We start from the raw sequence: 14,889 nt of genomic DNA, 5'->3' as shown, positions 1-14,889 counted from the left end.
CCCCTTCAATCTATCGGGGAACGAATAAATTAACCGTGATTGATTTCACAACATAATGACAAAACACGACGCGTTGCAGTCAATTTTTGAACAGTTCGACTGTGTTTTATCGTATGGCAAGGGTTAACCTATCCACTGAATATGACAGATTAATGGCAATCAAGTTCCCTATTTCATCTGTCATTGAATCTTAATAATGATTCTTCAACAACCTAGCAAATAATATACCAGTTGCACATGAATTCTCACTCGACATCAAAAAGAGGGCACACCTACCAAAACTAAGCAAGAGGCTAGGGCTGAATGCGTTGCTGGTAATGTTGTCGGTAATCTCGCGGGGTAAGCCCTTTGTAAGTTTTGAAATGGCGATTAAATAAAGCTTGATTCCGATACCCTACTCGCTCAAACACAATCCCGATCGGTAACTCAGTCGATTGCAGCAATTCCGCAGCGTGATTAATACGCAGCTTCATCAAGCGCTGGCTAAAAGGTTCTTTAAAGTGCTTTTGAAATAATCGAGTCACGGCACTTTCACTGAGCGATAAATCGTTCGCTAAGTCGGCAAGGGTTATTTTACGAGCAAAGTGCTGCTCAAGATACGCATTGACCTTAGCAACCCGCTCTCTTTCTTGTTGCTCATGTTCACTCAGCGAGAGGTAAGAATGCGTCATCAGTGTTTTTGCGGCTTCATCATGGGCAAGCAAAGAAAGAGCGTGAATAAAACGGGCAAGCTGTTCCATTGCAGGGACTTTCATCAGCTCATGCATCAAGTCCACCACTTGTTGGGCCGTTCCCTTAGAAAAGACCACACCTTTATTGGCCGCTTTTAATAACGGGTCCAGTTTACGTAGCTCCGTGCAATAAAACATGAGATTGGAAATCCACTCACGCTTAAACCAAACCACGTGTGTCTCACAATTGTCTTTCGAAGACGTAGAGCAAAAAGAATGCGAAACGCCAGGGGCAATCAACAACATCTGATTATGTTCGATATCCATCTCGCAATGGCCGACATTTAACACTCCATCAAAATAACGATGAATAACCAACTCATACACATCATCATGAAAGTGTAAATCAGACTGCTTTGTTGACTCATCAATTCGACGATAACGCCAAGAAAAGCCTGGTCTCTGAGGTATTTTTTCAATGTACGCCATTCATCACCCTGCTAGATAATATTGCTCTACGCGTAAATAGTATCAGTAATACAGGTCGATTCTTCATTACGCCTCAATAGTATTGATATTGAGCGGCATACTATCAACTTGGCCTCACTTCGATCCTTATTCTTGCCTCGTAAAGACAAGCTAATTAAGGAGCGGCTATGAGTAACTTAAAAACCAAACTACGACAAATCATTCAAAAAACTCGCGATGAATGGGCCATATTTGCAGTAAAAGAGATGGGGATATCATCTGAAACTGTCGCTAAATCTTATGGCTACCGTTCGAGCTGTGATCTTGAGCAAACTCTTAAACAAGGCGAAAAAGACGCCACTTCGTACATTGACTCGGAACCTTGTGCGAGATCTCTTACAAGCGATGTAAGTAAAACGACCATTTTTGACTAAGAATAAATCGAACAATCAACCTAACCATCTGAAAATTAATAACTATCCTTTTTTAAGCAATATTCGCTGCCAAAGTTTTTTTATCTAGCTGATTGAGAGTAATCAGCAAAACAACAATACTAAATGTGTCGACAGGATGTTGGCGGGAACAGGAAAAAAGCCTAAAGGATTGGGTATCTTCAGGATGAAGATTTGGTAGCTTAGGATGAGTTATCAGCAAGGACGTAGTTAAACTCTAGGACAGAGTTCGCCCGTCAGGATGATAGGCAAGAATGGACACCGCTAGGAAGGCGATGAACAAGGAACTCGGTTAAAGGATTTAGCCACAATCAAGGATAGATGCAGGGAGCACCTATTAGTAGCCGGATTGCTGCGAAAAAGAATAAGCCCCGTCTGGGAAACCAGGCGGGGTTTTATTTTGCCTGTCATTTATCTGCCATTCTGCGTTCTGCTATGCATCATGCTATTATTTCAGCAATTTCTCTAGCAAACGACGTCCTATGCTGAATCCTGTTTGGTTACATACATTCAAAACTCTTGTCGAAGTCGGTCACTTTACTCAGACGGCAGAAAAGCTCTACATGACCCAGCCCGGTGTCAGTCAGCACATAAAAAAGCTTGAGCAAGCTTGTCAGCACCCATTGATTAAACGCGAGAACAAAAGCTTCGAGCTCACTGAGCAAGGCCGCATGGTGTATACCTACGCGCTAGAACTAGAAGAAAAAGAGAAAAGCCTACTAGAAGACTTAAGCTTTGATGACCCACACGCAGGATACTGCAAACTCGCCTGTTCTGGCGCACTTGCTTTGATGCTGTTTGATCCGCTACTTGAAAAGCAAAAACGACATAAAGGCTTATCGATTCACCTAGAAGCAGCGCCTAACCAATCTATTCTTTATGGGGTTGCAGAAGGGCGAATTGATTTGGGCATCGTGACTTACTCACCGAATAAAAGCGTGTTCCAAAGCGAGCAAATTGGGCGAGAGACATTATGTTTGATCTTGCCAAAATCCTACCAAGGAAAAACGCTCACACCAGAGCTACTAAAAAACTGTGGTGTGATTGGACACCCAGACGCCGAACATTACATGACGCTCTTTTTCGATCAATGCGCAGAACCCTCATTAAAAGAGATCAAAGTCAGTGACATGCCACTCTCTGGATATGTGAACCAGTTAAGCCAGATCTTATTGCCAGTGAGCAAAGGACTCGGCTTTACCGTTTTACCGCGCAGTGCGGTGGAGAGCTTTTCGTTAAGAGAAGAGTTGTATGTCGCTGAGTTAAAACAACCGGTGTATGAAGATTTATTTTTGGTGAGAAAACGCAGCCGCACATTGCCACTCCGCTACCAAACCATCAAACAGGTCTTACTGAATGTAATGAGTAGCGTTGCAAATCAATAAAAATAGCCACCTAAACGGCTGAACTCTTTCCAAATCACTCTCAATGCCAAGAGAAGTAAGCGGTCAAATGGCCGCTTTTTTCAGTTTTCCTACTTCGAAAAGTGATGAATTTTTGGCTCAATTTTCTTTTTCTCACCCTTGACAGTCGCACGCAGTAAGGCGTGAGAGTTCAATAAATTATTTTTGTCGTGTCGACGATATTTTTTCGTTTTCATATAGTGAGAAAACGCCCTAAGGTGCGCACCTCTGACGACGTGGTTGTCCAACCACAATTCTAAATCGTTGAAGCGAGTGGATTCTGTCACATCAATTAAACCCACTCACTATACTCTATGTTTATATTTTTAATTTGGTACTGACTTACTAAGGAATTGCCATGCGTATTGCTATTCTTTCTCGTAATGAGAATCTATATTCAACCATGCGCCTAAAGCAGGCGGGTGAAGAGCGCGGACATCAAGTTGATGTTATCGATACTCTGCACTGTTATATGGATATTACGAGTAACAACCCTAAGATTCGTTACAAGGGTGAAGAATTGCCAAAGTATGACGCGGTTATTCCACGCATCGGTGCATCTATCACTTTCTACGGTACAGCGGTTGTACGTCAATTTGAAATGATGGGCACATTCTGTGTGAACGAGTCAGTAGCAATCAGCCGCTCTCGTGACAAGCTACGCTCTATGCAGCTGCTATCGCGCAAAGGCATTGGTCTACCTCGCACAGGTTTTGCTCACCATCCTGACAACATTCAGGACGTGATCAAAAACGTTGGCGGTGCACCATTAGTTATCAAGCTACTTGAAGGTACTCAAGGTATCGGCGTTGTACTTGCTGAAACAACAAAAGCGGCAGAAAGCGTAATAGAAGCATTCATGGGTCTAAAAGCGAACATCATGGTGCAAGAGTTCATTGAAGAAGCAAATGGTGCTGATATCCGCTGCTTCGTTGTAGGTAACAAAGTTATCGCAGCAATGAAGCGTCAAGCTAAAGAAGGTGAGTTCCGTTCTAATCTTCACCGTGGTGGTTCTGCTGAGCTAGTAAAACTAACCAAAGAAGAGCGCGCAACTGCGATCAACGCAGCAAAAGTCATGGGTCTAAACCTATGTGGTGTTGATATTCTTCAATCGAAAAACGGCCCTGTAGTGATGGAAGTGAACTCTTCTCCAGGTCTTGAAGGCATCGAAAACGCAACAGAAAAAGACGTTGCAGGCATGATCTTCGACTTCATCGAGAAGAACGCAAAACCAAACGCTAACCGTACACGCGGTAAAGGCTGATAATTGTTTGAGTGAGAGCCTATAAACTGGGCTCTCTTTATCACTCATCGCTAGGATGACACTATGAATCAGAAAATGATCATTGGGAACGCCGAAGCAATTTGCTTACCTGAGTTAGGGATTACTCATCTTGAAGCGCGTATTGATACAGGCGCACAGACTTCTTCTCTGCACGTAGATAACCTAGAGTGCACAGAGCAAGACGGTCAGTCATACGTAGAATTCGATCTACACCCAGATGTTTACCACTTAGAACAAGTGGTTCGCTGTAAAGCTCCACTGAAGGCGAACCGCAAAGTGAAATCATCAAACGGAACGTTCGAACACCGCTGCGTGATCACGACGATGCTACGCATGGGCGACCAAGAGTGGCCTATCGACATCACGCTGACTAACCGTGAAAAGATGACCTACATGATGTTGCTAGGTCGTCAGGGTATGGCAGACAAAGTTCTGGTAGACCCGAGCCAATCTCACTTATTGGCTCCATAATCCCCGTAGCTTCAGATGAGCGAACTCCGTGGTCGCTCATCTGGCTCTTAAATACTATTCTAACTGCCCTTCTCCTGTTTATCGTTCTTTCTTCTCAGTACAGATCGCATTAATCCTTTCAGTTTTATCTTCGTTACTCGCCAGTGGGTAATTGGTCTAACTGGTGCAGTATTGATGATGTGTTGATACGCGTCTTCATCAAACTCAACCTCTCCCCCATGTGCCGCCAATAAACAACTCGGATTCATCTCAAAAACGCGCTTTAACGAACGGCGATATTGGTTGGGGTGAAAGATAGGAAACGGCGCAATCAAATGGCTTTTTACCTGCACCATCAAATCCGCGACATAAAGCACATCTTGCTCAGCATGATAAACCGATAAATCTCTATCAGTATGCCCCGGTGTTTCCAATATCTGCCAATCAGTAAAACCGGGAATCACTTCTCCATCCACCAGCTCGATATCCGGTCTTAGTTTTCGCGAATACCAAAGGTTACACTTAGGTTTGCGCATTCGGTTCGCCATCCAACGCGCCAAAATCAAATCCGTAAGATGCATCAACCAACCATCAAAACCACCATACCAGTGCGTTTCTCGCTTTGCTGCCAGAAGCTGACAACCAGTGAGATCTCGTAACTTGTGCGCTGCACCAGCGTGGTCTGGGTGCATGTGGGTAACGACGACCAGTTTTAGGTCTGCAAACGGGCGATTGAGTTGGTGCTCGATAAAATCATTAAGATGAGGGATATCCGCTCGACTGGCGCCATCAAGCAGCATTAATTTGTCTGGATACTCGGCAAGATACATGGTTTGGATGTATCCCTGAATTCTGTGCAGCTGCAAAACATGTCCTTGTTTTGTTGAGTCTTTGTTCTTATTTCTTATCGACCAAACCCTTACTGGTCAGACCAACTATAACAGTAGAGTGGACACTCTGTTAAATAAATGTTTACACCGCAGCTCGACAATAGTTATTAATCGAAAGCATAAATTTTAATCATTAGACTCTGGTTGAGTTTTATCCGTTAATGCGCGCACACGGAGTTCGTGTCAGGGTATGAGGTTAGCGCCTCATGATTTGCTTTTTTGTATTTTCTCCTCTACTTCCTATGAGGGCTTAAATACATTTTTGTGAGAATCGAGTTGGAAAAAGCAACTAAATTAGACCGCATCCGCGCGGACTACAACGTTCACTACTGGAGCCAAGGCTTCTACGGAATTGATGACCAAGGCGAGGTATACGTATCTCCTCGTAGTGACCGTGCACACCAAATCCCTTTCAGTGCGATTGTTAATGAGCTAGAAGCTAAGCAGCTGAACCTGCCTGTATTAGTGCGCTTCCCGCAAATCGTGCACCAACGCGTGCATGGCATTTGCCAAGCTTTCAACCAAGCAATTGAAGAATACCAATATCCAAACAAATACCTGCTGGTGTACCCAATTAAAGTAAACCAACAGCGTGAAGTGGTTGATGAGATCTTAGCAAGCCAAGCACAGCTAGAAAATAAACAGCTGGTCTTGAAGCAGGTAGTAAGCCAGAGCTATTGGCAGTACTTGCACTGGCTCAACAAGGCAGCTCCGTGATCGTGTGTAATGGCTACAAAGACCGTGAATACGTGCGTCTAGCACTGATCGGTGAAAAGCTAGGTCACAAAGTATTTATCGTACTAGAGAAGCTATCTGAGCTTGATCTAGTACTTGAAGAAGCAAAAAGCTTGGGCGTAACACCACGTCTTGGCTTACGTATCCGCCTTGCATCTCAAGGTGCGGGTAAATGGCAAGCAAGCGGCGGTGAAAAATCGAAGTTCGGCCTATCTGCGTCTCAAGTATTGAGCGTGATTGAGCGTCTAAAACGCGAAGACAAACTGGACACCATGCAATTGGTTCACTTCCACCTTGGCTCACAGATGGCAAACATCCGTGACGTGCGTAATGGTGTAAACGAATCGGCACGTTTCTACTGTGAATTACGTGCCATGGGTGCAAACATTGATTACTTCGATGTTGGCGGCGGTTTAGCAGTAGACTACGACGGCACACGTAGCCAATCTTCGAACTCGATGAACTACGGCCTTGCAGAATACGCACGCAACATCGTGAATACGGTAGGTGATGTGTGTCAGCAGTACGAACAACCGATGCCAGTGATCATCTCTGAATCGGGTCGTTCTCTAACGGCACACCACGCGGTGTTGATTTCTAACGTTATTGGCACAGAAACGTACCAACCAGAAGAAGTATTCGAGCCAGCGGTAGATGCTCCGTTCTTGCTACAAAACATGTGGCGAAACTGGGAGAACCTGCAAGATGGTACGGATGCGCGTGCATTAATTGAAATTTACAACGATACCCAAAGCGATTTGGCTGAGGTTCACTCACAATTCGCTACTGGCGTACTGAACCTTGAACAACGTGCGTGGGCAGAACAACTGTCGCTGCGCATTTACTTCGAGCTAAGTCGTCAAATGAGTACCAAGAACCGTTTCCACCGTCCTATTTTGGATGAGTTGAGCGAACGTCTTGCGGACAAGTTCTTCGTGAACTTCTCTCTTTTCCAATCCCTGCCAGATGCATGGGGTATTGATCAGGTATTCCCTGTTCTGCCTCTTTCTGGTCTTGGTGATGTGGAAGAGCGTCGTGCGGTGATGTTGGACATCACTTGTGACTCCGATGGTGTGATTGACCATTACGTTGATGGCCAAGGTATCGAGAGCACACTACCAGTACCAGCATGGAGCAAAGACAAACCGTACCTAATGGGCTTCTTCCTAGTAGGCGCATACCAAGAGATCCTTGGTGACATGCACAACCTATTTGGTGATACCCACAGTGCAGTAGTCAATGTTGATGAAGAAGGTCAGTTTGAGATCAGCTACATCAACGAAGGTGATAGCGTAGAAGACATGATGCGCTACGTTCATATCGACGTAGATGCGATTCGTGATAATTACAAACAATTGGTTTCAGCACGTGTTGAAGCCAGTGAACAAGAACAAATCCTAGCTGAACTAGAACAAGGTTTGGCAGGCTACACCTATTTAGAGGACTTCTGATATGAATGATTTGTTTACTAAAACCGATTATTCGCTTTACTCCAACTCTATGTCGTTTCTACGTCGACCGTACGTCAAAAACCCAGTATCGGTAGACGCAGACGTTGTGGTGCTCGGGGTTCCTCTGGACATGGCGACTTCTGGTCGTCCTGGTGCACGTATGGGTCCAGATGCGATCCGTCGTGCGTCAGTAAACCTTGCTTGGGAAGGCAAGAAGTTCCCTTGGGACTTCAACGTATTTGATAAATTGAAAGTGATCGACGCAGGTGACCTTGTGTTCGATTGTGGTGATGCTGAAGATTTCACTTACCGCCTAGAAGCGGCAACAAGTGAGATACTAAAGAGCGGTAAGACAATGCTAGGCTTAGGTGGTGATCACTTCATCACGCTACCAATCCTACGCGCTTACGCAAAACACCATGGTCAAATGGCACTGATTCACTTTGATGCGCATACTGACACATACGCAAACGGCAGTTCTTACGACCACGGTACTATGTTCTACCATGCACCAAAAGAAGGTCTGATTTCTGCGAAGAACTCAGTTCAGATTGGTATTCGTACTGAATATGACCAACAAGATCACGGCTTCAATGTGATCAACGCGATGCAAGCGAACGACATGTCGGTAGAAGAGATCCTGGCAGAGATTCGTCGCACGGTTGCGGATAAGCCTGTGTATGTCACTTTTGACATCGACTGTCTGGATCCTGCGTTTGCTCCAGGTACAGGTACGCCAGTTTGTGGTGGTCTGAACTCAGATAAAATTCTGAAGATCATTCGTGGTTTCGCTGGCATGAACATCGTAGGTATGGACGTAGTGGAAGTCTCTCCTCCTTACGACCACAGCGATGTAACGGCCTTGGCTGGCGCGACTATCGCACTTGAGTTGCTTTACGCCTACGCTTCAGGTCGCGAATAACGAAAGTTGTTCTAAACAAACGCAAGATTTCAAAGGGAGCTTCGGCTCCCTTTTTCGTTTTCAACCCCCAACAAAAATAGATTAGATTTTCTAATCCAAATCATAGATTTTTATCTTGCTCAACTTCACACTTTTTGATTGCTAAGTCAGCACTCAAGCTCTAATATCTCGCGCCTAGATTCCCTAATCACTTTGTTTATTTGGCTCTCCTATATGGAGCGCTAAGGCTTTTTACGTCTTAAATTTCTGGAGAGATACGCAAATGTCCGCCTCGTTTCCATTAGCGAAACTTACCTTTTTAATCGCAATTCTGACTGCCGTAGGTCAAATGACTCAAACGATGTACGTGCCTTCTATTGGTCATATGGCGGGTGAGTTCTTGGTATCAGCGTCGTCACTTCAAGCTGTGATGGCCTGTTACCTGATCCCTTACGGTCTGTCGCAGTTTGTGTACGGCACACTGTCTGACCGCCTTGGTCGCAAACCAATCATCGTTGCGGGTTTGATCATTTATATTCTTGGTACTTTGGTGGCGCTATTTGCTCATGAGTACGAATGGTTCCTAGTCGGTAGCTTTATCCAAGGTTTGGGTATCGGTTGTGGCGGTGCAATGTCTCGCACACTGACTCGTGACTGTTTTGAAGGCGCAGAATTGCACCGTGCAAACAGCTTGATCAGCATGTGTGTAATTTTCTCGCCATTGATGGCCCCTGTACTGGGCGGTTACCTAACTGAAGCTTTCGGTTGGCGCTCTAGCTACTTATTCCTTGCTCTGTTTGGTATCGCAGTAGTGATCACCATGATGACAAGCATGATGGAAACTTTGCCGAAAGAGCGTCGCAAACATGAATCTGTGGCGAAGAGCTACAAGTTCGTGCTGTCAGACAAACGCTTCCAAGGCTTCTTACTGGTGTTGGTGGCAACGTTCGCAGGCGTGGCAGTATTTGAAGCAGCAGCCGGTGTACTACTAGGTGGCGTACTTGGTTTACCAGCAACCACCGTAAGCTTATTGTTTGTCTTACCGATTCCGGGTTACTTGGTCGGTGCAGGTTTATCAAGTTACATTGCACAACGTCGCTCTGAACGCCGTGCTCTGAACGTTGGTCTAGTGGCGATCTTAGTTGGCTCTGCTGTCGTGTTAATTCCTGGTCTGTTTGGTCTCACAACGGCGTTGACTCTGATTGGCGGTGCAACCATTTACTTCTTGGGCGCTGGCATTTTGTTCCCAGCGGCAACAACCGGTGCACTTTCACCATTTCCATACCATGCAGGTACTGGCGGTGCGATTTTAGGTGGCATGCAGAACCTAGGTGCGGGTATCGCGACGTTATTGGCTTCGTTCTTCCCAGCACAAGATCAAATGCCACTTGGTTGTTTGATGATGGCAATGTCGATCATCGCCATGCTTGGTCTACGTTGGGTTAATCGCAAGCACGACCATTCAAACGAAATGCCACTGGCGATCTAAAATTTGATTCTCATCCCCACCAACATAAAGAAAAGGGACATGCTGCAAAGTGTGTCCCTTTTTTGTTGCACGCATCTTACCCTTTAGCTCTCATCCACCAGCAATTGCATTTAACATCCCATCCAATCTTTGCTAAAAAGAACAGTTGCTTATACAGAAGTTATTCGTTTGCCATTTGATATAAATACATTCACTGGAAGAACACAAACGTACTTTTACTCACACTATAAATGAATGGCGAAGCAACACGAGAAGAGTACACAATAAGGATACACAGATGCGTTTCACTTTAACCACGTTGGCCGTATCGGTCGCGCTAGTCGCCGGATGCAGCAATCAAGGATTACCAACCATGAACCATTACTCCCAATCGCAACTCGTTGCTCGACAAACCCAAGCACCCGTTGCTAAAAAAAGTCCCTCATGCAATGAATATTCATGGTGATACACGAGTCGATAATTACTACTGGATGCGTGATGATGAGCGCCAAGACCCAGAAATCTTGCAGCACCTTGAGCAAGAGAATCAGTACGCAGAAACCGTTTTAAAACACACCGAAGCACTGCAAGATCAGCTTTTTGAAGAGATCAAAGGTCGTATTGCGAAAGATGACAATTCGGTTCCAGTTCGTAAAGGCAGTTACTACTACTCAAATGAAGTGACGGGCGATAACGAATACGAAGTACACCTGCGTGCCAAAGACTTTGCCGGTACAGACAAGCAAGTCATTCTAGATGTTAACGAGCTGGCAAAAGAGCATGAGTTCTTTAGCATTGGCGGCCTATACGTGAGCCCAAATGAAAACATGCTGGCTTACGGTGAAGATACGCTGAGCCGCCGTATTTACACCATCAAGATCAAAGACCTCACGACGGGCGAATATCTAAAAGATGAAATTGAAGGCGCCTCAAGCGCAATCGCGTGGCAAAACGATAACCAAGCCTTCTACTACATCAAGAAAGACCCGCAAACACTGTTGGGTTATCAAGTTTACCGCCATGTCTTGGGCACACCTCAAACAAGCGATGAGCTAATCTACGAAGAAACCGATAGCGCTTACTACACCTTCTTGAGTAAGAGTAAAGACGGTGAGCAAGTTTACATTTGGCACTCAAGCACAGAGACAAGCGGCGTATCTGTGATTGATGCTAACAACCCGAACGCTAAAGCCGAAGCTTTCTACCCTCGAGAAACTGGCATTGAGTACAGTATCGCCAAACTGGGGGATTGGTACTACGTCTACACTAACTACCAAGCTGTAAACTTCCGTTTGATGAAAGTGAAAGCAGAAGAGATGCATGACCGCTCTAAATGGGTTGATGTCATTCCTGCCGACGATAACACTCAGCTGGTCGATTTCGACTTGTTCGACGACCACATTGTTTACGAGCAACGCACAAACGGCTTATCCACCGTCAAGGTTCGCCAACTATCGACGGGCAAAGAGTTCCCACTTGAATTTAATGACACCGCGTTTGCTGCTTATCTAACAGGCAACTATGAACTCGATAATTCTAAAGTTCGTATCTACTACAGCAGCCTAACCACACCTGGTACTTACTATGATTTCGACCTGAATACGGGTGAATCTGAAATAATGAAGCAAACACCGGTGCTAGGCGATTTCGATGCGGATAACTATCAATCAGAGCGCATCATGGTAACCGCTCGTGATGGAAAGCAAGTGCCAGTATCATTGGTTTATCGCAAGGACCTGTTTAAGAAAGACGGGACCAATCCAATCTACCAGTACGGCTACGGCTCTTACGGATCAACAATTGAACCAACGTTCCGTTCAACCCGCCTCAGCTTACTTGACCGCGGATTCGTGTACGCTATCGCTCACATTCGCGGCTCAGAAATGCTTGGACGCCCTTGGTATGAAGATGGCAAAAAGCTGACTAAACAAAACACCTTCAATGATTTTATCGATGTAACCAAAGGACTTGTCGAAGAAGGCTACGGGGCCAAAGATAAAGTCTTTGCTGTTGGAGGCTCCGCGGGTGGCCTGCTAATGGGTGCAATCATCAACCAAGCACCAGAGCTTTATCGTGGTATTGGTGCGCACGTTCCGTTTGTTGACGTCGTGACGACCATGCTGGATGAGTCGATTCCTCTTACCACCAACGAGTACGATGAATGGGGTAACCCAAATGACAAAACCTACTACGACTACATGCTGAGCTACTCACCGTACGATAATGTGAAAGCTCAAAACTACCCGAACATGTTAGTGACAACGGGTTTGCACGATTCACAGGTTCAGTACTTTGAGCCAATGAAGTGGGTAGCCAAACTTCGTGAAATGAAGACAGACGATAACGTCTTGTTGTTCAAAACCGATATGGAAGCAGGCCACGGCGGTGCTTCTGGTCGATTCAAACGATTGAAAGAAGACGCGCTTGAGTACGCTTTCTTCCTCGATCTGTTGGAAACGAAATAAGCTTGATGCGCTACCTATCATAAGTCACGAAAACAATGCCCGCTTTCATGCGGGCATTTTTCAATCTGGATACTTTGCTATATGACTCGGATTAACTCAATAGAAAGAAAAACGCCTACTCACCGCGAGTAGGCGTTAACACAATAAATGTGTTTAGGCAGTAGAAACTGTCCTATTTATTAGAAGTAGTAACGAGCACCTAGAGTCCAGTAGTCGTTTTCTTCTTTGTTGTAGTCGTTACCTAGGTCAAACTGGTAAGCAGCAAACGTGTAGAAAGATGGAGTCACAGCGTACTCAGCTTGTAGAGCCGTTTCGCTAGTGATTGTTTTGCTGTCTTTATCGTTTTCTACACCTTCGTAGTTAACACTGAATGTCCAGTCGTTAACACCGTAAGCTAATAGACCTTCAAGCTGAGTCGTTTCTTCTAGACCAAGGTAGAAGTAGTCGTTCATACCGTATACTAGAGCCGCGTATAGGCCTGAACCATATTTACCGTAGTTAGCAGAAAATACGTGAGAAGTTGCTGACTCTGACTTAGTGCCAAACTTAACATCACCACCACTGTATACGTAGCCTAGACCGAAACCAGCAAGCTCTGTACTTAGCGCGATTTGACCACGATCATCAAAGTCACCATTCTGACCCTGCCAACCTAAACCAAGGTTTAGGCCAAAACCTTCACCAAACTCAAAACCTTTGCGGTAGCTTACCATTTTCTCAGCACGAGAAGAGCCTAGCTCGTAGTAACCTGGAGCGTATAAGAAGTCGTTGGCAAACGCGATTGGTAAATCTGCGACACCCGCTACGTCGTAGTAAGGAGACCATTGCGTACCGACAACTAAACGGCCGTATTGATCATGAGTAGCACCGATGTAACCTAGACGAGTAGAGAAAGAGTTGTCACCACCATTAAGGTAGTTCAGAGACCATTCGCCTTTAGCGTCAACAGTTACACCATTACCAAGGTCGTGCTTACCACCAACGTTGATACGTGGAGACACCTGATGAACCTTAACGTCTTCTTCAAAGTACTCACCAACGCCCACAGAAACGTGGCCGCCGATAGAAAGAGATGTGCCATCGCTGTTGTAAACTTCTGCTGCGAAAGCTTGAGAACCACATGCTAGTGCCGCCACTGCAACGGCTAGAGTTTTCATTTTCATTGTTAACATCCATATAGTTGTTTGTATTGGTTCGCCCCGACAGCAAAATAAAACAAATCAATCGCAACGAACAGGTAACAAGGTAGTAATGAAATATAAATGAAACAAATACTTTCTTATGCAACAGGTGGTATTTGTGATTATTTTTTGATCTAGCTCCCATAAAAAAAGGGACTTTTCAGTTCCCTTCATAAATTTCGTGGTGTTTTTCGTGTTACAACTGCCAGCGTGCGAGTGGCTTCTCAGTTTTGATACCTTTATTGCCCCATCGGTCAATAACATCAATTTGCAGTATGCGATCCTGTGAAACCAATGAAATTAACGTTTTTGACGGACGTTTATTAGTGAGCAGCCACAGAGTTTCATCTTCCTCAAATTGAGCTTTTAAAGATAGTTTCTCTGCTTCGGACCATTCCAATTCAGGTTTAAATTGGCGGTCAACAACAAACAACTGATTACCTGATGCGAAATCTTCTAACGATTCACCCAACAATACCACCGAATCGATCTCTTTTTCGAAAATAACGCCTTGCTGCTGATTGATCAGTTCACGCACATCTAGCATTAGAGCTTGTTGGTTCTTCTCTATCTGAGTCTGATACTGAGGATACACTTTTTTCAGATCCTCACCAACGATGGCAGCCATCCGAATCAAGTTCGTCGGGTTCATCCACGCAAATTTAGACGTTTCACCATTTTCTAGTTTCAACGCCGCAACCCCTTGTGCCCTTGGCGAAATAGCCTGGGAAGCATCAATTTCAATCAAACGTACGTTACCCTGACGAGCGTAAACAAAGGTAGGATCTTGATGCCAAATAGCACCCAACGTGATCGCCACCGTTGCATCCTGACCCGCTTTAATCACTTGTTGCTGACCCTTGCTCCCAAACCAGTTAACTAAACGCTCAATGCCATATCGCTTAGGTGGTAAGTAACTGGTTTCAATCCCTGTGCCTTGCATCAACTGCTGTGACAGCATGTAAGTGACAGGAGTACTGGTGAGAATGTCTTTAGCAACAGTAAGTGGCGTATATGCGCTCGTTGCTATTAAGCCCAACCCGATGATTAGCTTTTTCGTGTTCATATT

10 protein-coding genes and 2 pseudogenes are annotated in these 14,889 nt (G+C 45.1%); 8 read left to right on the top strand and 4 right to left on the bottom strand.

The features are described 5' to 3' along the window. Positions 1-293 precede the first annotated feature (293 nt). Entirely contained in the window at positions 294-1,160 is an 867-nt protein-coding gene (locus KHO06_RS18025) for an AraC family transcriptional regulator (RefSeq protein ID WP_212583054.1), read from the bottom strand. Positions 1,161-1,327: 167 nt separating this feature from the next. Here KHO06_RS18025 and KHO06_RS18020 point away from each other — a divergent pair, with 167 nt between their 5' ends. The 4 genes from KHO06_RS18020 (at position 1,328) to KHO06_RS18005 (ending at position 4,750) form a co-directional block, all read left to right on the top strand. Beyond that, positions 1,328-1,573: a hypothetical protein gene (locus KHO06_RS18020; RefSeq protein ID WP_212583053.1), complete on the top strand. Its 246-nt coding sequence runs from the start codon at positions 1,328-1,330 to the stop codon at positions 1,571-1,573. Positions 1,574-2,073: 500 nt separating this feature from the next. Further along, entirely contained in the window at positions 2,074-2,976 is a 903-nt protein-coding gene (locus KHO06_RS18015; RefSeq protein WP_212583052.1) for a LysR family transcriptional regulator, read from the top strand. Between the two features lie 376 nt (positions 2,977-3,352). After that, positions 3,353-4,258, top strand: a complete 906-nt coding sequence (gene rimK, locus KHO06_RS18010) for a 30S ribosomal protein S6--L-glutamate ligase (RefSeq protein WP_038890593.1) — start codon at positions 3,353-3,355, stop codon at positions 4,256-4,258. 63 nt (positions 4,259-4,321) lie between these two features. Then, positions 4,322-4,750, top strand: coding sequence for a RimK/LysX family protein (locus tag KHO06_RS18005; RefSeq protein WP_005432588.1), 429 nt, complete (start codon positions 4,322-4,324; stop codon positions 4,748-4,750). 59 nt (positions 4,751-4,809) lie between these two features. Here the strand turns inward: KHO06_RS18005 and KHO06_RS18000 are convergent, their stop codons facing one another. Then, on the bottom strand, positions 4,810-5,559 hold the full coding sequence (locus KHO06_RS18000) for an MBL fold metallo-hydrolase (protein WP_212583398.1): 750 nt from the start codon (positions 5,557-5,559) through the stop codon (positions 4,810-4,812). 336 nt (positions 5,560-5,895) lie between these two features. On the opposite strand from KHO06_RS18000, the pseudogene speA reads away from it, so the two are divergent. The 4 genes and pseudogenes from speA to KHO06_RS17980 all read left to right on the top strand — a co-directional run bounded on the left by speA (position 5,896) and on the right by KHO06_RS17980 (position 12,639). Beyond that, positions 5,896-7,805, top strand: a pseudogene (gene speA, locus KHO06_RS17995) (arginine decarboxylase). A gap of 1 nt (position 7,806) precedes the next feature. Then, the gene (gene speB, locus KHO06_RS17990) at positions 7,807-8,727 is read left to right on the top strand and encodes an agmatinase (RefSeq protein ID WP_038890591.1); all 921 of its coding nucleotides are present in this window, start codon (positions 7,807-7,809) and stop codon (positions 8,725-8,727) included. A gap of 262 nt (positions 8,728-8,989) precedes the next feature. Continuing rightward, positions 8,990-10,195, top strand: coding sequence for a multidrug efflux MFS transporter EmrD (gene emrD / locus KHO06_RS17985; RefSeq protein ID WP_212583051.1), 1,206 nt, complete (start codon positions 8,990-8,992; stop codon positions 10,193-10,195). Positions 10,196-10,547: 352 nt separating this feature from the next. After that, positions 10,548-12,639: pseudogene (locus KHO06_RS17980) on the top strand (S9 family peptidase). A 179-nt stretch (positions 12,640-12,818) separates the two neighbouring features. Here KHO06_RS17980 and KHO06_RS17975 read toward each other — a convergent pair. Both KHO06_RS17975 and KHO06_RS17970 read right to left on the bottom strand, forming a co-directional pair. Continuing rightward, entirely contained in the window at positions 12,819-13,802 is a 984-nt protein-coding gene (locus tag KHO06_RS17975) for a porin (RefSeq protein WP_038890588.1), read from the bottom strand. A 214-nt stretch (positions 13,803-14,016) separates the two neighbouring features. Further along, positions 14,017-14,886: an ABC transporter substrate-binding protein gene (locus KHO06_RS17970; protein WP_212583050.1), complete on the bottom strand. Its 870-nt coding sequence runs from the start codon at positions 14,884-14,886 to the stop codon at positions 14,017-14,019. Positions 14,887-14,889: the final 3 nt, after the last annotated feature.

This window comes from Vibrio sp. B1FIG11 (assembly GCF_905175335.1).
GTDB classification, from domain to species: domain Bacteria; phylum Pseudomonadota; class Gammaproteobacteria; order Enterobacterales; family Vibrionaceae; genus Vibrio; species Vibrio campbellii.
Note: the sequence above shows the minus strand (reverse complement) of the source record. Positions and strands in the feature narration are given on the sequence as shown.

Coding starts and splice junctions, on each gene's coding strand:
- speB (WP_038890591.1), top strand. CDS start 7,807: ATGAATGATTTGTTTACTAAAACCGATTATTCGCTTTACTCCAACTCT.
- emrD (WP_212583051.1), top strand. CDS start 8,990: ATGTCCGCCTCGTTTCCATTAGCGAAACTTACCTTTTTAATCGCAATT.
- KHO06_RS17970 (WP_212583050.1), bottom strand. CDS start 14,886: ATGAACACGAAAAAGCTAATCATCGGGTTGGGCTTAATAGCAACGAGC.
- KHO06_RS18000 (WP_212583398.1), bottom strand. CDS start 5,559: ATGTATCTTGCCGAGTATCCAGACAAATTAATGCTGCTTGATGGCGCC.
- rimK (WP_038890593.1), top strand. CDS start 3,353: ATGCGTATTGCTATTCTTTCTCGTAATGAGAATCTATATTCAACCATG.
- KHO06_RS18020 (WP_212583053.1), top strand. CDS start 1,328: ATGAGTAACTTAAAAACCAAACTACGACAAATCATTCAAAAAACTCGC.
- KHO06_RS17975 (WP_038890588.1), bottom strand. CDS start 13,802: ATGAAAATGAAAACTCTAGCCGTTGCAGTGGCGGCACTAGCATGTGGT.
- KHO06_RS18025 (WP_212583054.1), bottom strand. CDS start 1,160: ATGGCGTACATTGAAAAAATACCTCAGAGACCAGGCTTTTCTTGGCGT.
- KHO06_RS18005 (WP_005432588.1), top strand. CDS start 4,322: ATGAATCAGAAAATGATCATTGGGAACGCCGAAGCAATTTGCTTACCT.
- KHO06_RS18015 (WP_212583052.1), top strand. CDS start 2,074: ATGCTGAATCCTGTTTGGTTACATACATTCAAAACTCTTGTCGAAGTC.